Here is a 21,333-nt window from a genome sequence, read left to right as displayed (position 1 = left end):
GCATGTCCCGCATCCTGTCGGCCGTCGCGTGGCCCTACGCCAACGGCCCCCGTCACATCGGTCATGTCGCCGGGTTCGGCGTCCCCTCGGACGTGTTCAGCCGGTACATGCGCATGGCGGGGCACGACGTGCTCATGGTGTCGGGCACGGACGAGCACGGGACGCCGATCCTCGTGCAGGCCGACAAGGAGGGCGTGAGCGCGCAGGAGCTCGCGGACCGGTACAACCGCGTCATCGTCGAGGACCTCGCGCAGCTCGGGCTGTCGTACGACCTGTTCACGCGCACCACGACGCGCAACCACTACGCGGTCGTGCAGGAGATGTTCCGCACGGTGCACAAGAACGGGTACATGGTGGAGCGCACGACGATGGGCGCGGTCAGCCCGTCGACGGGCCGCACGCTGCCCGACCGGTACATCGAGGGCACGTGCCCGATCTGCGGGTACGACGGCGCGCGCGGCGACCAGTGCGACAACTGCGGCAACCAGCTGGACGCGATCGAGCTGAAGAACCCGCGCAGCCGCATCAACGGCGAGACGCCGAAGTTCGTCGAGTCGGAGCACTTCTTCCTCGACCTGCCCGCGTTCGTCGACGCCCTCGGCGACTGGCTGCGCACGCGCACCGCGTGGCGCCCCAACGTGCTGAAGTTCTCGCTCAACCTGCTCGACGACGTGCGCCCGCGCGCCATGACGCGCGACATCGACTGGGGCATCCCGGTGCCGCTGGACGGCTGGGAGCAGAACCCGAACAAGCGGCTGTACGTCTGGTTCGACGCCGTCATCGGGTACCTGTCGGCGTCGATCGAGTGGGCCCGCCGCAGCGGCGACCCCGACGCGTGGCGCGGCTGGTGGAACGACCCGTCGGCCCTGTCGTACTACTTCATGGGCAAGGACAACATCACGTTCCACAGCCAGATCTGGCCGGCGGAGCTGCTCGGGTACGACGGCAAGGGCGCGCGCGGCGGGGAGCCCGGCGCGTACGGCTCGCTGAACCTGCCCACCGAGGTGGTCTCCAGCGAGTTCCTCAACGTCGAGGGCAAGCAGTTCTCCTCGTCGCGCGGGGTCGTCATCCTCGTGCGCGACATGCTCGCGCGCTACCAGCCGGACGCGCTGCGCTACTACATCTCGGTCGCCGGCCCGGAGACGCAGGACGTCGACTTCACGTGGCAGGAGTTCAAGCGCCGCACGAACGACGAGCTGGTCGCCGGCTGGGGCAACCTCGTCAACCGGACCGCGAGCATGGTGCACAAGAACTTCGGCGCGATCCCCGAGCCGGGGCAGCGGCAGCCGGTCGACGAGGCCCTGCTCGCCGAGGTGACGACGGCGTTCGGGCGGGTCGGCGAGCTCGTCGGCGCGCACCGCCAGCGCGCCGCGCTCGGCGAGGCGATGCGCGTCGTCGGCGAGGCGAACCGGTACGTCTCCGAGACCGAGCCGTGGAAGCTCAAGGAGGACCCCGACCGCCTCGCGACCGTCCTGCACACGACGACGCAGGCGGTGAGCGACCTCAACACGCTGCTCGCGCCGTTCCTGCCGTTCGCGGCGCAGCAGGTGCACGAGACGCTCGGCGGCACGGGCACCCTCTCGCCGATGCCGCGCATCGACGAGGTCACCGACCTGGACGACGACTCCCGGCACTACCCGGTCATCACGGGCGACTACCGCCTCGGCGAGACGGTCGCGGCGTGGGAGCCGCGGGCCGTGGTGCCGGGGACGCCGATCGCGAGGCCGACGCCGGTGTTCACCAAGCTCGACGACGCCATCGTCGAGGAGGAGCTCGACCGGCTGCGCCAGGGCTGATGGCGCGCAAGCAGCGCGAGCGCGGCTGGCCGCCCGCCCCCGAGCCGCTGCCGCTGCCCGTCGTCGACGACCACACGCACCTCGAGTCGGTCGTCGACTGGCGCGCCGACGGCTGGGACCCCGCCGACCCGGACGTGCACCCCGACCTCGCCGCGCACCTCGCGCGCGCGGCGCAGGTCGGGGTGACCCGGATGGTGCAGGTCGGCTGCGACCTCGACGCGCTCGCCTGGACGGACGCGGTGGTGCGCGCGCACGACGCGCTGCTCGGCGCGGTCGCGATCCACCCCAACGAGGCGGTGCTGCACGCGGGCGTCCGCGAGGTGGCGCCCGACGGCCTCGACCCCGACCCGCAGCCGCGGCACGACGTGCCGCTGGACGAGGCGGTCGCGCGCGTGGCCGCCGTCGCGCGGGACAACCCGCGCGTGCGGGCCGTCGGCGAGACGGGCCTGGACTTCTTCCGCGCGGGGGAGCGCGGACGGGCGGTGCAGCGGGAGTCGTTCCGCGCGCACGTGGCCCTGGCGAAGGAGCTCGGCCTCGCGCTGCAGATCCACGACCGGGACGCGCACGCGGACGTCGTCGACGTGCTGCTGCACGACGGCGCCCCGGCGCGGACCGTCTTCCACTGCTTCTCGGGCGACGCAGCCCTCGCCGAGGTCGCCGCCCGCCACGGGTGGTACTGCTCGTTCGCCGGGCCGGTGTCCTTCCCGGCCAACGACGACCTGCGGGCCGCGCTGCGCGTGCTGCCGCCGGAGCTCGTGCTCGTCGAGACCGACGCGCCCTACCTCACCGTGCAGCCGTACCGCGGGCGCCCCAACGCCCCGTACCTGCTGCCGGGGACTGTCCGCACCGTCGCGGAGGTCACGGGACGGCCGCTCGAGGACGTGTGCCGGCAGGTGTCCGCGGCGGCCGAGGCGGTCTACGGCCCCTGGTGAGCCGGGCGCCGGGGCCGGCGCCGGTCCGTGCCCGCGCCCGTCCACGGGTTCGGGGGCGCGGGTGGTCCCCGTGTCACGGATCGGTTACGGTCTGTGACGGCGCGCGGTCGGACGGCCGTCCGGCCCGGGGTCGTCAAGGAGCCCGGCGCCGGTGCCGATGACCAGGGCGGGTCTCCTGCCACGCAGGCGCCCGACCAGCACGACCCAGCACGACGCCGACCAGCACGACGCCGACCACGCACGACCCGACCACGCACGACCCAGGGCACGCGACCCCTCCCGCCGACCCGAAGGACACCGTGACCGGTCCCGACCGCACCCGCCGCGCCGCCGCGCGCCCGCGCGCCGCTCACCGGCTCGGGCACGGCGTCGCGCAGGCCACCGTCCTCGCCCTCGTCGTGGGCGGGACGACGGCCTTCGCCGCCCTGCACAAGGACGTGACGGTCGACGTCGACGGGCGCGAGGTCGAGGTGCAGGCGTTCGGCCGGACGGTGGGCGACGTGCTCGCCGCGGCGGAGATCGAGGTGGGCGAGCGCGACCTCGTCGCGCCGGCCCTCGACGCCCCGGTCGGCCGCACGGACCAGGTGGTCGTGCGGCACGGCCGCGAGATCGCGGTCGAGGTCGACGGCGAGCAACGTGCCGTGTGGACGACCGCGCTCACCGTCGGCGAGGCCGTCGACGGGCTCGGGCTGCGCGACGACGTCCGCCTGTCGGCGTCCCGGTCGGCCGAGGTGGGCCGCGACGTGCTCCGCGTCTCGACGCAGAAGACCGTGCACCTCGTCGTCGACGGGCAGGTCATCGACGGCGTGAGCAGCGGTGGCACGGTGCGCGACGCGCTGCGGGACATCGGCCTCGTGCTCGAGGAGGGCGACCGCGTCTCGGTCCCGCTCGACGCCGCGGCGGTGGACGGGCTCGTCGTCATGGTGACGCGCGCCGCGAGCTCGGGGGAGACCGTCACGGAGACGGTGCCGTTCGCCGAGCGCGAGGTCGAGGACGCCACGCTCGTGACCGGCACGCGCAAGGTGCAGACGGCGGGCCGCGCGGGCGTGCGGACCACGACGTACGCGCTCGACGTGGTCGGCGGCGTCGTGGTCGGCCGGACGCCGGTGGCGTCGGTCGTGACGGTGGCGCCCGTCGACCAGGTGGTCCGGGTGGGGACGGCCGCGCTGCCGGACCCGTCCGAGGTGGCGGTCGAGCCGGGCACCGCCCAGGCCATCGCCAAGGAGATGGTGACGGCGCGCGGGTGGGGCGACGACCAGTTCGCGTGCCTGCTGAAGCTGTGGCAGAAGGAGAGCGGGTGGCGCGTCGACGCGGACAACCCCTCCTCGAGCGCGTACGGCATCCCGCAGGCGCTGCCCGGCTCGAAGATGGCGAGCGCGGGCGCCGACTGGCGCACGAACCCCGCCACGCAGATCACGTGGGGCCTCGGCTACATCTCCGGCCGGTACGGCAACCCCTGCGGTGCGTGGGCGCACTCGCAGGCGAAGAACTGGTACTGACCCCGCGGGACGCGGGGCGGGCAGAGGTCGGGTCGGGGCGGGCGTCGCGTGACGTCCGCCTCACTCGCTTGGCATCCGGGTCACAATCCCGTTACGGTCGCGTGTCGCGTTTGACCGGCGGTGCCCTGCGAGGGCCGGCCGCCGGCGCGGCGAGCGGCCGCGACCTGCGCCCGCTGACGGCCGGATCGGGGATCCGGGCCGGTGGGGCCGAGGCCCGCCCGCGCTGCTGAGGCGGGCGTGCGCGCCCGCCGGGCGCCACGGCGCACCGCTCCCCGTGCCCGGGCACGACGACGGCTGGAGCCCCGTGCAGTTCTCGACCCGCCTCCTCGGACCCACCTCCCGCGACGCAGCCGAGCCCGGTCTGCCCGACGACACCACCGCCGCCCCCGCCGCGGGCACGGCCACCGCCCCCGCCCGCCGCCGCCGCTGGCTCCCGATCACGGCCGGCGCCGCCGCGCTCGTGCTCGGCGCCGGCACCGCCGGCTACGCCCACGCCCACAAGGACGTCGTGCTCGACGTCGACGGCCGCCTGCAGGACGTCTCCACGTTCGCCGGCTCGGTCGAGGGCCTCCTCGCCGAGGAGGGCGTCGTGGTCGGCGAGCGCGACACCGTCTCCGCGTCCGGCGCGCTCACCGACGGCCTCGAGGTCGTCGTGCGCCACGCCAACGCGGTCACCGTCTCGATGGACGGCAGCGAGCAGGTGGTCTGGACCACCGCGCTCAGCGCGCAGGAGGCGCTCGAGGACCTGTCGTCCCGTGCGACCAGCGTCGCGCTCGTCGCCTCGCGCTCGTCGGCCGACGGCCGCGCCGAGATGCCGCTGGACCTCACGGTCCGCGGTGCGGCGGAGGTGCACGTCGACGGCCAGGTCCTCGCGGTCCCCGAGGCCGACGCCACGGTCGCCGACGTGCTCGGCGAGCTCGGCGTGACGCTCGGCGCGCTCGACCGCGTGCGCGTCGTCCGCGACGGCGGCGGCGACGTCGACGTGGTCGTCCAGCGCGTCGTCGTGCAGGACGTCACGACGACGCACGAGGTGCCGTTCACCTCCCGCGAGCAGGAGGACGCCGCCCGGTTCACGGGCGAGCGCGCCGTGGCGCAGGCCGGCGTGCCGGGTGTGCGCACGGTCGTCGAGCGCGTGACGACGGTCGACGGCGCCGAGGAGGCCCGCGAGCCCGTCTCCGACGCCGTGACGCAGGCGCCCGTCGAGGAGGTCGTGTCGGTCGGGACGAAGGCGCGCCCCGCGCCGAAGCCCGCCGCCGCACCCCGGCCCGCCGCGGCCGCCCCGTCGGGCACGGCCGGTCCCATCACCGCCGGCGGCGACGCCGACTCGCTCAACTGGGCCGCGCTGGCCCGCTGCGAGTCGGGCGGCCGCCCCGACGCGGTGTCGTCGACGGGCAAGTACCACGGCCTGTACCAGTTCTCCGTCGCCACCTGGCAGGCGGTCGGCGGCGCCGGGCTGCCCTCGCAGGCGTCGGCCGACGAGCAGACCGCCCGCGCGAAGATGCTCTACAACCGCTCGGGCGCCGGGCAGTGGCCGCACTGCGGCAAGAACCTGTTCAGCTGACCGCACGCCGTCGCCGGCCCCGTCCCCGCTCGTCGGGGGCGGGGCCGCGGTGCGTCCGGCGCCGGACGGGGGTGCCCTCGCCGCCGGACGGCGGTGCCCGTGCCGCCGGACGGCGGGCGCCGGGCGCTCGTTAGGCTCGGGGCCATGCCATCCGACGTCGCGCTCCTGGGGCCTGCCGAGATCCGGGCCCTCGCCGGGCGCGCCGGCGTGCGCCCCACCAAGACCCTCGGGCAGAACTTCGTGCTCGACGCGGGCACGGTCCGCAAGATCGTCCGCCAGGCCGACGTGCGGCCGGGCGAGCGCGTCGTCGAGGTCGGACCCGGGCTGGGGTCCCTCACGCTCGGGCTGCTCGAGGCGGGGGCGGACGTCGTGGCGGTCGAGATCGACCCGGTCCTGGCGGGCCTGCTCCCGTCGACGGTCGCCGCGCACGTGCCGGGCCTGACGGTCGGCCCGGTGCGCGAGGAGGGTGACCGGCGGGAGGTCCGCCTCACCGACGCGGACGGCCGCGACCGGCTCACCGTGCTCACGGCCGACGCGCTCGCCGTCACCGCGCTGCCCGACCCCGCGCCGACCGCCCTCGTCGCCAACCTCCCGTACAACGTCTCCGTCCCGGTGCTGCTCACGTTCCTCGAGCGGTTCGACGCGCTCGAGCGCGGCCTCGTCATGGTGCAGGCCGAGGTCGCGGACCGCCTCGCGGCGCCGCCGGGCAGCCGCACGTACGGCGTCCCGTCGGTCAAGGCGGCGTGGTACGCGGCGGCTCGGCGCACGGCGACCGTGGGACGCGCGGTCTTCTGGCCCGCGCCGAACGTGGACTCGGCCCTCGTGCGCCTCGACCGGCGCGAGCCGCCGACCACCACGGTGCCGCGCGCGGACGTGTTCGCGGTCGTCGACGCGGCCTTCGCGCAGCGCCGCAAGACGCTCCGCTCGGCCCTCGCGCAGCTCGCCGGGTCGCCCGCCGCGGCGGAGGCCGCGCTGCGCGGCGCGGGTCTGGACCCGCAGGTCCGGGGCGAGCAGCTCGACGTGACGGCCTTCGCCCGCATCGCCGAGGAGCTCACCGCCGCCGGACGGCCGCTCCCGCACCGACCTGGCACAGTGGCACCGTGACGGTGAGCGGTGTGCACGACCTGCCCGAGCGTGCGGTGCGCGTGCGCGCGCCCGGGAAGGTGAACCTGTCGCTGCGCGTCGGACCCGTCGGGCCGGACGGCTACCACCCGGTGTCGACCGTCTTCCAGGCGGTGTCGGTGTACGAGGAGGTCGTCGCGCGGACGGCGGGGGAGTTCCGGGTCAGCGCGGAGGGCCCGCAGGCCGACGACGTGCCGACGGACGAGTCGAACCTGGCCCTGCGCGCCGCGCGCGCGGTCGCCGCCCACGCGGGCGTCGACGACGCCGCGCACCTGCACCTGGTCAAGGGCGTCCCGGTGGCGGGCGGCATGGCGGGCGGGTCGGCCGACGCCGCCGCGGCGCTGCTCGCGTGCGACCAGCTGTGGGGCACCGGCCTGTCCCGCGACGAGCTCGTCGCGATCGCGGCGGAGCTCGGCTCGGACGTGCCGTTCGCGCTGGTGGGGCACACGGCCGTCGGCACGGGCCGCGGCGACCTGCTCACGCCCGCGCTGAGCCGCGGCGAGTTCCACTGGGCGTTCGCCGTGCAGGACCACGGGCTGTCGACCCCGGCGGTGTACCGCGCGTTCGACGAGCTGCGCGGGCACGACGCCCAGCCGCTGACCGACGAGGACGACGTGCCGCTCATGCAGGCGCTGCGGGCGGGCGACGCCGCAGCCCTCGGCGCCGCGCTGCACAACGACCTCGAGCCGGCCGCGCTCGAGCTCGACCCGGGCCTGGCGGAGCCGCTCGCGGTCGCGACCGACGCGGGCGCGCTCGGCGTCGTCGTGTCGGGGTCCGGCCCGACGGTCGCGGCGCTCGCGCGCAGCCGGCAGCACGCGCTGGCGATCGCCGCGGCGTTCACGGCCTCGGGCGTCGCCGACCGCGTGCTCACGGCGTCCGGGCCCGTGCCGGGCGCGCGCGTCGTCGGGGCGGGTGACTGACGGGTGGCCGTGGTCCCCTCCGGCACCGGCGTGCCGGCGCCGCTGCCGCGCGTCGGCGCGGCGGGCGACCCCGACGTCGCCGGCTGGTCCCGCCGCCCGCCCACGCCGGACGACCTGCGCTGGGACGTCCTGCTCGGGGTGTCGCTGTTCGTCGGGGCGATCCTCAGCTCGGTCATGTGGCGGGTCACCGGGCTGATCCCCGACCCGGCCGAGGGCTGGCTCTCCGCCCTGCTCCTCGCGGCGCAGACGCTGCCGCTGGCGGTGCGCCGCCGCTGGCCCAGCGCGGTCGCGGTGGTCGCGGGCGTCGCGTTCATCGTGGGCCAGGCGCTGCTGGTGCCGGAGCAGCTGTTCAGCAACATCGCGCTGTTCATGGCCCTGTACACGGTGGGCGCGTGGGAGCAGTCGCGCACGCGCGCGTTCTGGGTGCGGGCCGTCGTGGTCACGGCGATGTTCACGTGGCTGCTCGTGTCGATCTTCCTCGCGGCCACGGACCCGGACGAGGACCTGGGACTCGACCGGGTCGGCGCCTTCTCGCCGTTCGTGGCGTACATGCTCATCCAGCTGCTCACCAACGTCCTGTACTTCGCGGGCTCGTGGTGGTTCGGCGACCACGCGTGGGCGTCCGCGCGCGAGCGGGAGCGCACCGCCTGGCGCACGCGGCTCCTGCAGGCCGAGCGGGTGCGGGCGGAGGCGCAGGCGGTCGCGCTCGAGCGGCTGCGCATCGCGCGCGAGCTGCACGACGCGGTGGCGCACCACGTGTCGCTCATGGGCGTCCAGGCGGCCGCGGCGCGGACGGTGCTCGGCACCGACCCGGCACGCGCCGCCGCGGCGCTGGGGCACGTCGAGGAGTCGGCGCGCGAGGCGGTCGTCGAGCTGCAGGGCCTGCTCGGCACGCTGCGCGAGGGCGCCGCCGCGGTGTCCGGCGTCCCCGTGCCGCCGAGTGCCCCCGACGAGGCGCTCGCGTCGCTCGACGTCGCCCGCATCCCGCGGCTCGTCGAGCAGGCCGTCGCCGGCGGCCTCGAGGTGACGTACCAGGAGGTCGGCGAGCCGGCGCGGCTGTCGCCGCTGACGTCGCTCAACCTCTACCGCATCGCGCAGGAGGCGCTCACGAACACCCGCAAGCACGCCGGACCGTCCGCGCGGGCCGACGTGCGGCTGCGCTGGCTGCCGGGCGAGGTCGAGCTCGAGGTGTCGGACGACGGCGGCACGGCCCGCCGCGCGGCCCCGGCGCCGGGCACGGGCATGGGCCTGGCCGGCATGCGGGAGCGGGTCGCGGCCGACGGCGGCACGCTCGAGGCGGGCCGGCTGCGCCGCGGCGGGTTCCTCGTGCGCGTGCGGGTGCCGGTCGCGGGCGGCGACGGCGCGGGACGCGGTGCGACGACGGGACGGGAGACCACCGATGGGTGAGCGGGTGCGGGTCGTGCTCGTGGACGACCAGGCGCTGCTGCGGGCGGGGATCGGGACGATCCTCTCGGCGCACCCGGACGTCGATGTGGTCGGCGAGGCGAGCACGGGCACGGAGGCCGTCGAGGTCGTCCGCGCCGTGCGGCCCGACGTCGTGTGCATGGACGTGCAGATGCCCGACATGGACGGGCTCGAGGCGACGCGGCGGATCGTCGCGGACCCGGACGTGCACGCCGCGGTGGTCGTGCTCACGACCTTCAACCGCGAGGACTACCTGCTCGAGGCGCTGCAGGCCGGGGCCGTGGGCTACCTGCTCAAGACGTCGCGGCCCGAGCAGCTGCACGAGGCGGTGCTCAGCGCGGCGGCCGGCGAGGGCCTGCTCGCGCCCGAGGTCACGCGCGCGGTCATCGCCCGCGCCGTCGACGCCCGCCCGGCACCCGTGTCGACGGCCGCGCCGCTCGTGCCGCTGACCGAGCGCGAGTCGGAGGTGCTCGTCCTCGTGGCGCGCGGGCTCAACAACGACGAGATCGCCGCCGAGCTCGTCGTCAGCCGCGCGACGGTCAAGACGCACGTCTCCAACGTGCTCGCCAAGCTCGGCCTGCGGGACCGCGTGCAGGCGGTCGTGTACGCGCACGAGCACGGCCTCGTGGGCTGACCTGCTCGGGGGCTGACCTGCAAGGTCGCCCGCCCGGCCGAGCCCGGCGCGCCGCGCCCGGCCCGTCTCCGTCCCGGGGATGAGCCGCAGGATCGGCCGCCCGCCCGAGGTGCCGGCACCCCCGCGCCGCCTAGCGTCGTCACCAGGACGTCCGGCGCTCGCCGGACACGGCGAGAGGAGAGGACGATGCTCGAGCTCCAGGGCGTCAGCAGGTCCTTCGGCGACCGGCGCGTGCTCGACGACGTGAGCTTCACGGTGGGCCGCGGCCGGCTGACGGGGTTCGTCGGCGGCAACGGCGCGGGCAAGACGACGACGATGCGCATCATCCTCGGCGTGCTGTCCGCGCACGCCGGGACGGTCACGATCGACGGTCGCCCGCTCGACGGCGCGCGCCGTGCACGCTTCGGCTACATGCCGGAGGAGCGCGGGCTGTACCCGAAGATGAAGCTCGCGGAGCAGCTCACCTACCTGGCGCGGCTGCACGGCTTCGACAAGGCGGCGGCGGACGCGCGGGCCCGCGACCTCATCGACAGGCTCGGGCTGACCGAGCGCGCGGACGACCCGGTGGAGAACCTGTCGCTCGGCAACCAGCAGCGCGCGCAGGTCGCCGCGGCGCTGGTGCACGACCCCGAGGTGCTCGTCCTCGACGAGCCGTTCTCCGGCCTCGACCCCATGGCCGTCGAGGTCGTGCAGGGCGTGCTCGCCGAGCGTGCGGCGCGCGGCGTGCCGGTGCTCTTCTCGTCCCACCAGCTCGACGTCGTCGAGCGGCTGTGCGACGACCTCGTCATCATCGCCGGCGGCCGCATCCGCGCCGCCGGCTCGCGCGACGAGCTGCGCCGGGCGCACGCGACCGAGCGGCACGAGATCGTCGTCGCCGGCGACATGGGCTGGCTGCGCGACGAGCCGGGCGTCCGGGTCGACGAGCTGGCCGCGGGCACCGCGGTCTTCGAGGCGGACGCCGCGACGGCGCAGCGCGTGCTGACGGCCGCGCTGGCCCGCGGGCCGGTGGAGTCGTTCGCCCCGCTGCGCCCGTCCCTCGCGGAGATCTTCCGCGAGGTCATCACCGACGAGGAGCCGGCCGACGCCGCCGGCCGCACGCAGGAGCCGGAGGTCGTCCGATGAGCACCACGTCCCACCCCGCGCCCGCGGCGCACGCGCCGCAGGCGCCGTCGCTCGGCCGCGCCACGCTGCTGGTCGCCGAGCGCGAGATCACGTCGCAGGTCCGGTCGAAGTCGTTCCTCATCTCGACCGCGGTGCTCCTGCTCGCCATCCTCGCCGGCATCGTCATCAGCGCGGTCGTCGGCCAGCGCGAGCCGGGCGAGACCCCGGTCGCGGTCGTGTCGTCGGTCGCGGGCAGCGTCGACGGCGCGCCGGGCCTCGACGTCCGCGACGTCGCCGACCGTGCCGCCGCCGAGGAGGCCGTGCGCTCGGGCGAGGTGGACGCGGCGGTCGTGCCGGGCGGCGAGCCGCTCGGGGTCGCCGTCCTCGCGCTCGACGACGCCCCCGAGGCCGTCGTGCAGGCGCTCACGGCCGCGCCCGAGGTCGAGCTGCTCGACCCCGCACCCGCCGAGGGCGGGCTGCGCTACCTCATCACGTTCGCGTTCGGCCTGGTCTTCATGACCTCGGTGATCGGCGCGGGCTCGATGATCGCGCAGAACACGGTGACCGAGAAGCAGTCGCGCATCGTCGAGATCCTGCTGTCGGCGGTGCCGGCGCGGGCCCTGCTCGCGGGGAAGATCCTCGGCAACTCGGTGCTCGCGCTCGGGCAGACGGCCGCGATCGCGGCGGTCGCGGTGCTCGGGCTCGTGGTCACGGGCCAGGACGACGTGCTGACGCTCATCGGCATGCCGATGGTGTGGTTCGTGGTGTTCTTCGCGATCGGGTTCGTGCTGCTCGCGGCGATCTTCGCGGCGAGCGCGTCGCTGGTGTCCCGCGTCGAGGACACCGGGACGGTCCTGCAGCCGGCGATCTGGCTGACGATGGTGCCGTACTTCCTCGTCGTCTTCTTCAACGACAACGAGCTCGTGCTGCGGATCATGTCGTTCGTGCCGTTCACGGCGCCGGTCGGCATGCCGGTGCGGCTGTTCCTCAACGAGGCCGCGTGGTGGGAGCCGCTGGTGGCGCTCGTCGTGCTGGTCGCCGCGACGCTCGCCGTGATCGCGGTGGCGGCGCGCATCTACGAGCGGTCGGTGCTGCGCATGGGCGGCCGCGTCGCGGTGCGCGAGGCGCTCGCCCGGTCGGCCGACGACTGAGGTCTTGACCGCCGACGACGGCCGGGCCAATACTTAAGCAACAGCCTAAGTATTGGCCCGGCCGTCCGGCGTGGGCCCCGGCCGAGGAGGACCCATGACGAGCACCACGAGCACCACCGGCACGACCCGCTCCGTCGCCCACTCGACGTTCGTGATCGAGCGCACGTTCGACGCGCCCGTCGCGCGGGTGTGGCGGGCGTTCGCGGACCTCGACGAGAAGCGCGCGTGGTTCGGCGCGGGCGAGGGCTGGACCAAGACGGAGGAGTCCGACGACTTCCGGGCCGGCGGCACGGCCGTCGACGAGGGCCGGTTCGACGGCGGGGTGCTCAGCCGCTACGTCGCGACGTACACCGACGTCGTCGAGCACGAGCGGTTCGTCCTCACGTACGACATGTGGCTCGACGGCGCCCACATCTCGACGTCGCTGGCCACCTACGAGCTCGAGCCCGACGGCGACCGCACCCACCTGCGCTACACCGAGCAGGGCGTGCACCTCGACGGGCTCGACAGCGCCGCGCAGCGCGAGGAGGGGACGCGGGGCATCTTCGACGCCCTGGCGGTGCACCTGGGAGGATGAGCCCGACATGGCTCATCTGCTCGGCGCGGACAGCGTCCACCTCACACTCGGCACCCGCACCCTCCTGGACGGCGTCAGCCTCGGCGTCGACGACGGCCAGCGCATCGGCGTCGTCGGCCCCAACGGCGCCGGCAAGTCGACGCTCCTGCGCGTGCTCGCCGGCCGTCAGGACCCGGACACGGGCCGCGTCACGCGCGCGGGCGGCACGCGCGTCGCGCTGCTCGACCAGCGGGACGACCTCGGCTCCGGCACGGTGCTCGACGCCGTGCACGGGTCCGCCGACGCGCACGAGTGGGCGTCCGACGCCCGCGTCCGCGCCGTGCACAGCGGCCTGCTGGCCGACGTCGACCTCGGTGCCGACCTCGCGACGCTGTCCGGCGGGCAGCGGCGCCGGGTCGCGCTGGCCGCGCTGCTCGTGCGCGACGACGAGGTGCTCGTGCTCGACGAGCCGACGAACCACCTCGACGTCGAGGGCGTCGCCTGGCTCGCGCGGTACCTGAGCGAGCGGTACGCCGGCAGCTCGGGCGCGCTCGTCGTCGTCACGCACGACCGCTGGTTCCTCGACGCGGTGTGCACGCGCACGTGGGAGGTCCACGACGGCGTCGTCGACCAGTACGAGGGCGGCTACGCGGCGTACGTGCTGGCCCGTGCCGAGCGCGCGCAGCAGGCCGCGACCATCGAGACCAAGCGGCAGAACCTGCTGCGCAAGGAGCTCGCGTGGCTGCGCCGCGGCGCCCCGGCGCGCACCTCCAAGCCGCGCTTCCGCCTCGACGCGGCCGCCGCCCTCATCGCCGACGAGCCGCCGCCGCGCGACTCGCTCGAGCTCGCGCGCACCGCCACCGCGCGGCTCGGCAAGGACGTGCTCGACCTGGAGGGCGTGACGTACACGCTGCCCGACGGGCGCGTGCTGCTCGACGACGTCACGTGGCGCCTCGGCCCGGGCGACCGGTACGGCGTCGTCGGCGTCAATGGCGCCGGCAAGTCGACGCTGCTGCGGCTGCTCACCGGCCGCGCGCAACCGACGTCCGGCCGCGTCAAGCGCGGCAAGACCGTGCAGGTCGCCGAGCTGCGCCAGGACGTCGAGGACCTCGACGAGGTCGCCGACCTGCGCGTCACCGAGGCCGTCGAGCGTGAGAAGCGGACGATGGTGATCGGCGGCAAGGAGGTGAGCGCGAGCCAGCTCGTCGAGCGGCTGGGCTTCACGCGCGAGCGCGCCCGCACGCCGGTCCGGGACCTGTCCGGCGGCGAGCGCCGGCGCCTGCAGCTGCTGCGCCTGCTCGTGGGCGAGCCGAACGTCCTGCTGCTCGACGAGCCGACCAACGACCTCGACACCGACACGCTCGCCGCCGTCGAGGACCTGCTCGACGGCTGGCCCGGCACGCTGATCGTCGTCTCGCACGACCGGTACCTGCTCGAGCGCGTCTGCGACCGGCAGGTCGCGCTGCTCGGCGACGGGCGGCTGCGGGACCTGCCCGGCGGCGTCGAGGAGTACCTCGAGCGGCGCGCGGCGGCCCTGGCCGGCGGCGGGGGAGCCGCCGCGGTGGGCGCCGGCGCACCGGGTGCCGCGACGGCGGCGGCCGCGCCGGCGGGGGCGTCCGCCGCGGAGGTGCGCGCGGCGCGCAAGGAGGTCACGCGCATCGAGCGCCGGCTCGAGCGGATCGCCGCGCAGGAGGCCGCCCTGCACGACCGGATGGCCGCGCAGGCCACCGACCACCAGGCCGTGCTCGCGCTCGACGCCGAGCTGCGCGCGCTCGCGGCGGAGCGCGAGGAGCTCGAGTCGGCGTGGCTGGAGGCCGCCGAGGTCGTCGGGTGAGCGACGGCGCGGGCGAGCGCCCGGCGGGGCCCGTCGCGGACCCCGGTCTCGACCGCGTCTTCCAGGCGCTGTCGGACGGCACGCGCCGGGCGCTCGTCGAGCGGCTCGCGCAGGGGCCCGCGTCGGTGAGCACGCTCGCCGCGCCGCTGCCCATGTCGCTCCCCGCGGTCACGCAGCACCTCGGCGTGCTCGAGCAGGCGGGCATCGTCACGTCGGCCAAGACGGGCCGCGTGCGCACGTACCGGCTCGTGCCCGACGCGGTGCGGCCCGCGCTGCGCTGGCTCGACCGGCACCGGCTGCCCGCCGAGCAGCGGCTGGACCGGCTCGCGGCGCTGGTGGAGCAGCCGCGCGACTGACGCGGGGTCGGTGCCGGGACGCGGGTCGGTGCCGGGACGCGGGTGAGCGCCGGGGCGCGGGTCAGCGCCGGCGCAGCGCCCCGGCGGCGGTCGTGTGCGTGACCGACATGGCCGTGAGCAGTCCGGCGACGACGAGCAGCGGCGCCGTCCACCCGCCCGTCGCCTCGTGCACCGCGCCGAGGACGCTCGGCGTGGCGGCGGCGACGGCGTACCCGAGCGTCTGCACGGTCGCGGACATGCGCCGGGCGGCGGCCGCCGACCCCGCCACGGTGGCGACGACCGTGAACACGACCACGAAGTTCGCCGCCTGCGCCAGCCCGGCGAGCACCGACCACAGCGGCCACCCCGCCGGCGCCAGCAGCAGGCCCAGCGGCAGGCTGAGCCAGCACGCGGTGATGCCGAGGACGACCGCGCGCGGCGACACCCCGCGCCGGGCGAGCAGCGGCGGCACGACCAGGCTCCCGACGACGCCCAGCACCTGGAACACCGCGGCGCCCGCGCCCGCAGCCGCGCGCCCGAGCCCGGCCTCGTCGCGCAGCACCGACGGCAGCCACGCCGTGACGCCCATGTAGGCGGACGCCTGCCCGGCGAACGCGACCACCAGCAGCCACGTGACGCGCCGGCGCAGCACGCGCACGGGGGCGGTCGGCGCGGCCGGCGTCGGGGTGGCGGCCCCCGCGGCGCCGGCGTCCGGCACCGCGGCGCCGGCGGCCAACCGCGTGGCCGTCCTCCCCGCGGCGCGCGCGTGCACCCGCGCCCACGCGCCCAGCGCGACGACCGTCAGCGCGCCCCACGAGACGAGCGCCCACCGCCACCCGACGAGCGCCGCGAGCGGGGCCGTGCCGAGCGTCGTCAGCGCCGCGCCCGCGTTCATCACCGCCGAGTACAGGCCCATGACCCGCGGCACGCGGGTGGGGAAGTCGCGGCCGATGACCAGGGGCACGCCGACGTTGCCGACCGTGATGGCGGCGCCGAGCACGACGGTCCCGACGAACGCGCCCGTCGTCCCGCCGAACGAGCGCAGCAGCGTGCCCGCGAGGATCGCGAGCAGCGCGGCCGCGAGCATCCGCGTCGTGCCGGCGCGCGCGAGCGCGACGGCGGCCAGCGGCGTCAGGGCGGCGAAGCAGAGCACCGGCACGCCGGTGAGCAGCCCGGCGGACGCGGGCGTGAGCCCCAGGTCCGCGCCCAGCCGGTCGACGACGGGCGCCAGCGCGGTGATCGGGCCGCGCAGGTTGAGCGCGACGAGCAGCAGCGCGACGAGCAGGGTGCCCTGCGCCACGCGTGGCACGGGCCCGGGCGTCGTCACGACGGCGTGGTGGTCGACGGTGCGCCGGTCGACGGCGTGCCCGCCGACGTCACGACCGGTCGAACAGGGTGAGGACGTCGCGCAGCAGGGCGGCGAGCCGGTCGCGGTCCGCCTCGGGCAGGTCGCCGAGCAGCCCCGCCTCGACGTCGAGCAGGTCGGCGAACGCCTCGTCGACGCGCTGCAGGCCCGCGGGCGTGAGCTGCACGAGCACGCCGCGCCGGTCGTCGGGGGACGGCAGGCGCTCGACGAGCCCCTGCTCGGCGAGCCGGTCGATGCGGTTGGTCATCGTCCCGCTGGTCACCAGGGTCTGCGTGAGCAGCGCGCCGGGGGAGAGGCGGTACGGGGCGCCCGCGCGGCGCAGCGCCGCGAGCACGTCGAACTCCCACGTCTCGAGGCCGTGCCGCGCGAAGGCGCCGCGCCGCGCCAGGTCGAGGTGGCGCGCGAGACGGCTGACGCGCGACAGCACCGTGAGGGGTCGCACGTCCAGGTCGGGCCGCTCCCGCTCCCACGCGAGCACGATGCGGTCGACCTCGTCCTGGGGGGCGCGGCCGAGCTCGGTCTCGGCCATGGGGGAAGGGTAGTCGTCGCGGGCCACCGGTCAGGGACGCCCGGCGGCGCGCGCCGGCTCCGTGCCCTTCTCCGTGCCCTTCTCCGTGCCCTTCGTCAGCTGCGGCCGGCGCTCCAGGCCGGACAGGCCGTTCCACGCGAGGTTGACCAGGTGCGCGGCCACCTCCGCCTTCTGCGGGCGCCGCGCGTCGAGCCACCACTGGCCCGTCAGGGCGACCATGCCGACGAGCATCTGCGCGTAGATGGGGGCGGTGCGCCGGTCGAGGCCCTGCTTGGTGAACTGGTCGGCGAGCAGGTGCTCGACCTGCGTCGCGACGTCGCCGATGAGGCTCGAGAACGTGCCCGTCGCCTGCGCGACCGGCGAGTCCCGCACCAGGATGCGGAACCCGGCCTCGGACGTCTCGATGTACGACAGCAGCGCGAGCGCGGTCCGCTCGACCAGCGCCTTCGGGTGCCCGCCGCCCTCGAGCGCCCCCGTCAGCGCGCCCGTGAGCGCCTGGATCTCGCGGTCGACGACGACGGCGTAGACGCCCTCCTTGCCGCCGAAGTGCTCGTACACCACGGGCTTGGAGACGTCGGCGCGCGCCGCGATCTCCTCGACGCTCGTGTTGTCGAAGCCCTTCTCGGCGAACAGCGTGCGCGACACGTCGAGCAGCTGGGCGCGTCGCTGCGTCCCGGTCATGCGCGAGCGCGGCGTGCGCTTGGGGTCGGCCACGCGGCCATTGTGCCGTGCGGGGCTGGCAGACTGGGCGGCCGGTCCGCCCTGGTGTAACGGCAGCACGCAGGCCTTTGGAGCCTTGCGGTCCAGGTTCGAATCCTGGGGGCGGAGCCCGCGGGCGCCGCACGCACCCGCGGCCCGACGGCGGGACCGGGAGGGACGATGACGTTCTGGATCTGCGCGACGTGCGGCGTCGAGCACGCCGAGCGGCCCGAGGTGTGCGCGATCTGCGCCGACGAGCGGCAGTGGGTGCCGGCCGACGGCCAGCGCTGGACGACGCTCGAGGAGCTCGCGGCGGGCGGCACGCGCGTCGACGTGCACGAGCTCGAGCCGGACCTGCTCGGCCTGACCACCGCGCCCGGCGTCGGCATCGGCCAGGAGGCGAAGGCCGTGCGCACGCCGGACGGCGTCGTGCTGTGGGACCCGCCGGCCTTCCTCGACGACGCCGCGGTCGCCGCGGTGCGCGCGCTCGGCGAGGTCGTCGCGGTCGTCGCGAGCCACCCGCACATGTACGGGGTCCAGGTCGAGTGGAGCCGCGCCCTCGGCGGGCCGCCCGTGCTCGTCGCGGCGGCGGACGCGGGGTGGGTCGCGCGGCCGGACCCGGTCGTGGAGACGTGGGACGGCGAGCGGGAGCTCCTGCCCGGCGTGACGCTGAGCCAGCCGGGCGGGCACTTCCCCGGCAGCGCGGTCCTGCACTGGGCGGCCGGTGCCCAGGGGCACGGCGTGCTGCTGACGGGCGACACCGTCTTCGCGAACCCCGACCGGACGTCGGTGAGCTTCATGCGCAGCTACCCCAACCGCATCCCGCTGTCGGGGGCGGTCGCCGAGCGGGTCGCGGCGCACGTCGCGCGGTGGCCCTTCGAGCGGCTCTACAACAACTTCGCGGGCGGCGTGGTGCCCCGCGACGCGCGCGCCGTCGTGCTGCGCTCCGCCGCCCGGCACGCCGCGTGGACCCGCGGCGACCACGACGACCTCACCTGACCCGCGACGCCGGCCGGCGGCCGCGGCGCGTGCGCGCGGCGCGTGAGTCCGGCCACAGGGCCCCGCTCACGGGCGCCGCGCGTCGCCCGGGGCTGCCGGGACGCCTCCGGCGCGGCGGTAGAGTCTCGTGACGCACGACGACCCGGCCCGTCCCGGGCACGACGCGAGGAGCACCACTGGTGGACGTCCCCCGCCCCGCAGCCGTCATCGTCCTCGCAGCGGGTGAGGGCACACGGATGCGCTCGGCAACACCCAAGGTCCTGCACACCCTCGGCGGCCGCTCCATGGTCGGCCACGCGCTCGCCTCGGCGCGGGCGCTCGAGCCCGAGCGGGTGGCCGTGGTCGTCCGCCACGAGCGGGAGCGCGTCGCCGCGCACGTGCTCGAGGTGGACCCCGGGGCGCTGCTCGTCGACCAGGACGACGTGCCCGGCACGGGCCGCGCCGTCCAGGTCGCGATGACGGCGCTCGACGGCGCCGCGCAGGCCGCCGCCGCGCAGGGCGAGGACGACCGCGCGGCCGACGGCGCCGCGGCGCACTCGGTGCTCGACGGCGCGGTGGTCGTCGTCGCGGGCGACGTGCCGCTGCTCGACGCCGGCACGCTCACCGAGCTGCTCGCCGCGCACGCCGCCGACGGCAACGCCGTCACGGTGCTCACCACCGAGGTCCCCGACCCCACGGGCTACGGCCGCATCCTGCGCGAGCCCGGCACGGGCGACGTCCTCGGCATCGTCGAGGAGAAGGACGCCGACGACGAGCAGCGTGCCGTCACCGAGATCAACACGTCGGTGTACGTGTTCGAGGCGCGCGTGCTGCGCGCGGCGCTCGCGCGGCTCGGCCGCGACAACGCGCAGGGCGAGGTCTACCTGACCGACGTGCTCGCGATCGCACGCGGCGACGGCGGCCACGTGCGCGCGCTGCGCACCGACGACCGCATGAGCGTCGAGGGCGTCAACGACCGCGTGCAGCTCGCGGTGCTGCGCGCCGAGCTCAACCGCCGCCTGCTCGACGACTGGATGCGCCAGGGCGTGACGGTCGTCGACCCGGCGACCACGTGGGTCGACGTCGACGTCGAGCTGGCCCGCGACGTCACGCTGCTGCCCGGCACGCAGCTGCACGGCGCGACGACGGTCGGCGAGGGCGCCACGGTCGGCCCCGACACCACGCTCACGGACGTCGAGGTCGGCCCCGGCGCGACGGTCGTGCGCACGCACGGGTCGCTGTCGGTGATCCGCGAGGGCGCGACCGTCGGCCCGTTCGCCTACCTGCGCCCCGGCACCGACCTCGGCGCCGGCGGCAAGATCGGCACGTTCGTCGAGACGAAGAACGCGCAGATCGGCACCGGCTCGAAGATCCCGCACCTGTCCTACGTGGGCGACGCGACGATCGGCGAGCACTCGAACATCGGCGCCGCGTCCGTCACGGTCAACTACGACGGCGTGAACAAGCACCGCACGGTCATCGGCTCCCACGCGCGGACCGGCTCGGACAACATGTTCGTCGCGCCGGTCGTCGTGGGCGACGGCGCGTACACGGGCGCCGGCACGGTCGTGCGCCGCGACGTCCCGCCGGGTGCGCTCGCGGTGAGCGCCGGCTCGCAGCGCAACATCGAGGGCTGGGTCGTGCGGTCCCGGTCGGGCACCGCGGCCGCCGAGGCGGCCACGCGCGCCCGCGGCACCCAGGACATCGGCGGCCTGTCGCCGCAGGCCCGCGCCGAGCGGGAGCGGGCCGCGGCCGCGGGGGAGCGCGTCGCACCGCCGCCGGACCTGCCGGGCCAGCCCCAGCGCCTCGCGGACGGCGACGGCACGGCCACGACGACGGACGAGGGAACGACGCGATGACCGGCATCACCTCCAGCGACGGCGAGAAGCGCCTGGTCCTCGCGTCGGGGCGCGCGCACCCCGAGCTCGCGCAGGACGTCGCCGAGCACCTCGGCATCGAGCTGCTGCCGACCACGGCGTACGACTTCGCCAACGGCGAGATCTACGTGCGGTTCGGGGAGTCGGTGCGCGGCGCGGACGCGTTCATCCTGCAGTCGCACTGCTCGCCCATCAACCAGTGGCTGATGGAGCAGCTCCTCATGGTCGACGCCATGAAGCGGGCGTCGGCCAAGACGATCACCGTCATCGCGCCGTTCTACCCGTACGCGCGGCAGGACAAGAAGCACCGCGGCCGCGAGCCGATCTCCGCCCGCCTCGTCGCCGACCTGTTCCGGACCGCGGGCGCCGACCGCATCATGAGCGTCGACCTGCACGCCGCGCAGACGCAGGGCTTCTTCGACGGCCCGGTCGACCACCTCTGGGCGCAGCCGATCCTCGTCGAGTACGTCCGCACCCGCGTCGACACGTCGAACGTCACGGTCGTCTCGCCCGACGCGGGCCGCATCCGCGTCGCCGAGCAGTGGGCCGCCAAGCTCGGCGGCGGGCCGCTCGCGTTCGTGCACAAGACCCGGGACGTCCGCAGCCCGAACAAGGCCGTCGCCAACCGCGTCGTCGGCGACGTCGAGGGGCGCTCCTGCGTCATCGTCGACGACCTCATCGACACGGCCGGCACGATCGCCGGCGCGGTCCGCGTCGTCCTCGAGGCGGGCGCGAAGGACGTCATCGTCGCCGCGACGCACGGCGTGCTGTCGGACCCCGCGGTCGAGCGGCTGCAGTCCTGCGGCGCGCGCGAGGTCATCATCACCGACACGCTGCCGGTCGCCGAGGAGCGCCGGTTCCCGCAGCTCACCGTGCTGTCCATCGCGCCGCTGCTGGCCCGCGCGATCCGCGAGGTGTTCGACGACGGCTCGGTGACCTCGCTCTTCGACGGCAACGCCTGACGGGCGACGCCCGCCCCCACCGGCCCGACACCGGGCCCGCAGCACCACCCGGCACC

General features: G+C 76.0%; 19 protein-coding genes, 1 tRNA gene and 1 pseudogene. 18 read left to right on the top strand and 3 right to left on the bottom strand.

Translation table 11 applies throughout. The features are described from left to right. Nucleotides 1–2 precede the first annotated feature (2 nt). From metG to ACFUMH_RS10445, 14 genes and pseudogenes are all read left to right on the top strand, one after another. A complete protein-coding gene (gene metG, locus ACFUMH_RS10510; RefSeq protein ID WP_378204461.1) occupies nt 3–1,796 on the top strand; it encodes a methionine--tRNA ligase in 1,794 nt (597 codons plus the stop codon). Further along, nucleotides 1,796–2,728, top strand: a complete 933-nt coding sequence (locus tag ACFUMH_RS10505; RefSeq protein WP_378204458.1) for a TatD family hydrolase — start codon at nt 1,796–1,798, stop codon at nt 2,726–2,728. Before metG ends, ACFUMH_RS10505 begins: the two co-directional genes overlap by 1 nt. A gap of 299 nt (nt 2,729–3,027) precedes the next feature. After that, complete coding sequence (locus ACFUMH_RS10500; protein ID WP_378204454.1) at nt 3,028–4,227, top strand: ubiquitin-like domain-containing protein; 1,200 nt, start codon at nt 3,028–3,030, stop codon at nt 4,225–4,227. A 274-nt stretch (nt 4,228–4,501) separates the two neighbouring features. Then, the gene (locus ACFUMH_RS10495) at nt 4,502–5,788 is read left to right on the top strand and encodes a ubiquitin-like domain-containing protein (protein WP_378204451.1); all 1,287 of its coding nucleotides are present in this window, start codon (nt 4,502–4,504) and stop codon (nt 5,786–5,788) included. Nucleotides 5,789–5,932: 144 nt separating this feature from the next. Continuing rightward, entirely contained in the window at nt 5,933–6,892 is a 960-nt protein-coding gene (gene rsmA, locus ACFUMH_RS10490; protein WP_378204448.1) for a 16S rRNA (adenine(1518)-N(6)/adenine(1519)-N(6))-dimethyltransferase RsmA, read from the top strand. Further along, a complete protein-coding gene (locus tag ACFUMH_RS10485; protein WP_378204445.1) occupies nt 6,889–7,830 on the top strand; it encodes a 4-(cytidine 5'-diphospho)-2-C-methyl-D-erythritol kinase in 942 nt (313 codons plus the stop codon). Before rsmA ends, ACFUMH_RS10485 begins: the two co-directional genes overlap by 4 nt. 3 nt (nt 7,831–7,833) lie before the next feature. Next, nucleotides 7,834–9,237 (top strand): sensor histidine kinase, encoded by a 1,404-nt coding sequence (locus tag ACFUMH_RS10480; RefSeq protein ID WP_378204442.1) that lies wholly within the window; start codon nt 7,834–7,836, stop codon nt 9,235–9,237. After that, nucleotides 9,230–9,889 carry a response regulator gene (locus ACFUMH_RS10475; protein WP_378204439.1) on the top strand — a complete coding sequence of 220 codons (660 nt, stop codon included), beginning with the start codon at nt 9,230–9,232 and terminating at the stop codon, nt 9,887–9,889. Before ACFUMH_RS10480 ends, ACFUMH_RS10475 begins: the two co-directional genes overlap by 8 nt. A 186-nt stretch (nt 9,890–10,075) precedes the next feature. Continuing rightward, nucleotides 10,076–11,011, top strand: a complete 936-nt coding sequence (locus tag ACFUMH_RS10470) for an ABC transporter ATP-binding protein (protein ID WP_378204436.1) — start codon at nt 10,076–10,078, stop codon at nt 11,009–11,011. After that, the gene (locus tag ACFUMH_RS10465) at nt 11,008–12,141 is read left to right on the top strand and encodes an ABC transporter permease (RefSeq protein ID WP_378204433.1); all 1,134 of its coding nucleotides are present in this window, start codon (nt 11,008–11,010) and stop codon (nt 12,139–12,141) included. The genes ACFUMH_RS10470 and ACFUMH_RS10465 overlap by 4 nt, the downstream gene beginning before the upstream one ends. Before the next feature lie 94 nt (nt 12,142–12,235). Then, the gene (locus tag ACFUMH_RS10460; protein WP_378204430.1) at nt 12,236–12,718 is read left to right on the top strand and encodes an SRPBCC domain-containing protein; all 483 of its coding nucleotides are present in this window, start codon (nt 12,236–12,238) and stop codon (nt 12,716–12,718) included. 7 nt (nt 12,719–12,725) lie between these two features. Continuing rightward, a pseudogene (locus ACFUMH_RS10455) lies at nt 12,726–13,191 on the top strand (ATP-binding cassette domain-containing protein); the annotation flags it as partial. Nucleotides 13,192–13,286: 95 nt separating this feature from the next. Then, nucleotides 13,287–14,531, top strand: a complete 1,245-nt coding sequence (locus ACFUMH_RS10450; protein ID WP_378204485.1) for an ABC-F family ATP-binding cassette domain-containing protein — start codon at nt 13,287–13,289, stop codon at nt 14,529–14,531. Continuing rightward, nucleotides 14,528–14,887 carry an ArsR/SmtB family transcription factor gene (locus tag ACFUMH_RS10445; protein WP_378204427.1) on the top strand — a complete coding sequence of 120 codons (360 nt, stop codon included), beginning with the start codon at nt 14,528–14,530 and terminating at the stop codon, nt 14,885–14,887. The genes ACFUMH_RS10450 and ACFUMH_RS10445 overlap by 4 nt, the downstream gene beginning before the upstream one ends. A gap of 61 nt (nt 14,888–14,948) precedes the next feature. Here the strand turns inward: ACFUMH_RS10445 and ACFUMH_RS10440 are convergent, their stop codons facing one another. The 3 genes from ACFUMH_RS10440 to ACFUMH_RS10430 are packed head-to-tail and all read right to left on the bottom strand — an operon-like array spanning nt 14,949 to nt 17,442. Then, nucleotides 14,949–16,193, bottom strand: coding sequence for a CynX/NimT family MFS transporter (locus ACFUMH_RS10440; RefSeq protein WP_378204424.1), 1,245 nt, complete (start codon nt 16,191–16,193; stop codon nt 14,949–14,951). A 49-nt stretch (nt 16,194–16,242) separates the two neighbouring features. Next, nucleotides 16,243–16,761: a MarR family winged helix-turn-helix transcriptional regulator gene (locus tag ACFUMH_RS10435; protein WP_378204421.1), complete on the bottom strand. Its 519-nt coding sequence runs from the start codon at nt 16,759–16,761 to the stop codon at nt 16,243–16,245. Between the two features lie 30 nt (nt 16,762–16,791). After that, entirely contained in the window at nt 16,792–17,442 is a 651-nt protein-coding gene (locus ACFUMH_RS10430; RefSeq protein ID WP_378204482.1) for a TetR/AcrR family transcriptional regulator, read from the bottom strand. Between the two features lie 75 nt (nt 17,443–17,517). Between ACFUMH_RS10430 and ACFUMH_RS10425 the strand changes: the two genes are divergently transcribed. From ACFUMH_RS10425 to ACFUMH_RS10410, 4 genes are all read left to right on the top strand, one after another. Next, a tRNA-Gln gene (locus ACFUMH_RS10425) sits at nt 17,518–17,589 on the top strand. Nucleotides 17,590–17,640: 51 nt separating this feature from the next. Further along, nucleotides 17,641–18,459, top strand: coding sequence for an MBL fold metallo-hydrolase (locus ACFUMH_RS10420; RefSeq protein WP_378204418.1), 819 nt, complete (start codon nt 17,641–17,643; stop codon nt 18,457–18,459). Nucleotides 18,460–18,638: 179 nt separating this feature from the next. Continuing rightward, nucleotides 18,639–20,297, top strand: coding sequence for a bifunctional UDP-N-acetylglucosamine diphosphorylase/glucosamine-1-phosphate N-acetyltransferase GlmU (gene glmU, locus ACFUMH_RS10415; RefSeq protein ID WP_378204415.1), 1,659 nt, complete (start codon nt 18,639–18,641; stop codon nt 20,295–20,297). After that, complete coding sequence (locus ACFUMH_RS10410; RefSeq protein ID WP_378204412.1) at nt 20,294–21,277, top strand: ribose-phosphate diphosphokinase; 984 nt, start codon at nt 20,294–20,296, stop codon at nt 21,275–21,277. Before glmU ends, ACFUMH_RS10410 begins: the two co-directional genes overlap by 4 nt. Nucleotides 21,278–21,333: the final 56 nt, after the last annotated feature.

Source organism: Cellulomonas sp. NPDC057328 (assembly GCF_042667215.1).
GTDB lineage: Bacteria > Actinomycetota > Actinomycetes > Actinomycetales > Cellulomonadaceae > Cellulomonas.
The sequence above is the reverse complement of the archived record's forward strand: the minus strand, read 5'-3'. Positions and strand labels throughout refer to the sequence as shown.

Bases quoted from the DNA above. Each gene is read 5' to 3' on its own strand.
- metG (WP_378204461.1), top strand. From the start codon at position 3: ATGTCCCGCATCCTGTCGGCCGTCGCGTGGCCCTACGCCAACGGCCCC.
- ACFUMH_RS10505 (WP_378204458.1), top strand. From the start codon at position 1,796: ATGGCGCGCAAGCAGCGCGAGCGCGGCTGGCCGCCCGCCCCCGAGCCG.
- rsmA (WP_378204448.1), top strand. From the start codon at position 5,933: ATGCCATCCGACGTCGCGCTCCTGGGGCCTGCCGAGATCCGGGCCCTC.
- ACFUMH_RS10475 (WP_378204439.1), top strand. From the start codon at position 9,230: ATGGGTGAGCGGGTGCGGGTCGTGCTCGTGGACGACCAGGCGCTGCTG.
- ACFUMH_RS10470 (WP_378204436.1), top strand. From the start codon at position 10,076: ATGCTCGAGCTCCAGGGCGTCAGCAGGTCCTTCGGCGACCGGCGCGTG.
- ACFUMH_RS10465 (WP_378204433.1), top strand. From the start codon at position 11,008: ATGAGCACCACGTCCCACCCCGCGCCCGCGGCGCACGCGCCGCAGGCG.
- ACFUMH_RS10460 (WP_378204430.1), top strand. From the start codon at position 12,236: ATGACGAGCACCACGAGCACCACCGGCACGACCCGCTCCGTCGCCCAC.
- ACFUMH_RS10435 (WP_378204421.1), bottom strand. From the start codon at position 16,761: ATGGCCGAGACCGAGCTCGGCCGCGCCCCCCAGGACGAGGTCGACCGC.
- ACFUMH_RS10430 (WP_378204482.1), bottom strand. From the start codon at position 17,442: ATGACCGGGACGCAGCGACGCGCCCAGCTGCTCGACGTGTCGCGCACG.
- ACFUMH_RS10420 (WP_378204418.1), top strand. From the start codon at position 17,641: ATGACGTTCTGGATCTGCGCGACGTGCGGCGTCGAGCACGCCGAGCGG.
- ACFUMH_RS10410 (WP_378204412.1), top strand. From the start codon at position 20,294: ATGACCGGCATCACCTCCAGCGACGGCGAGAAGCGCCTGGTCCTCGCG.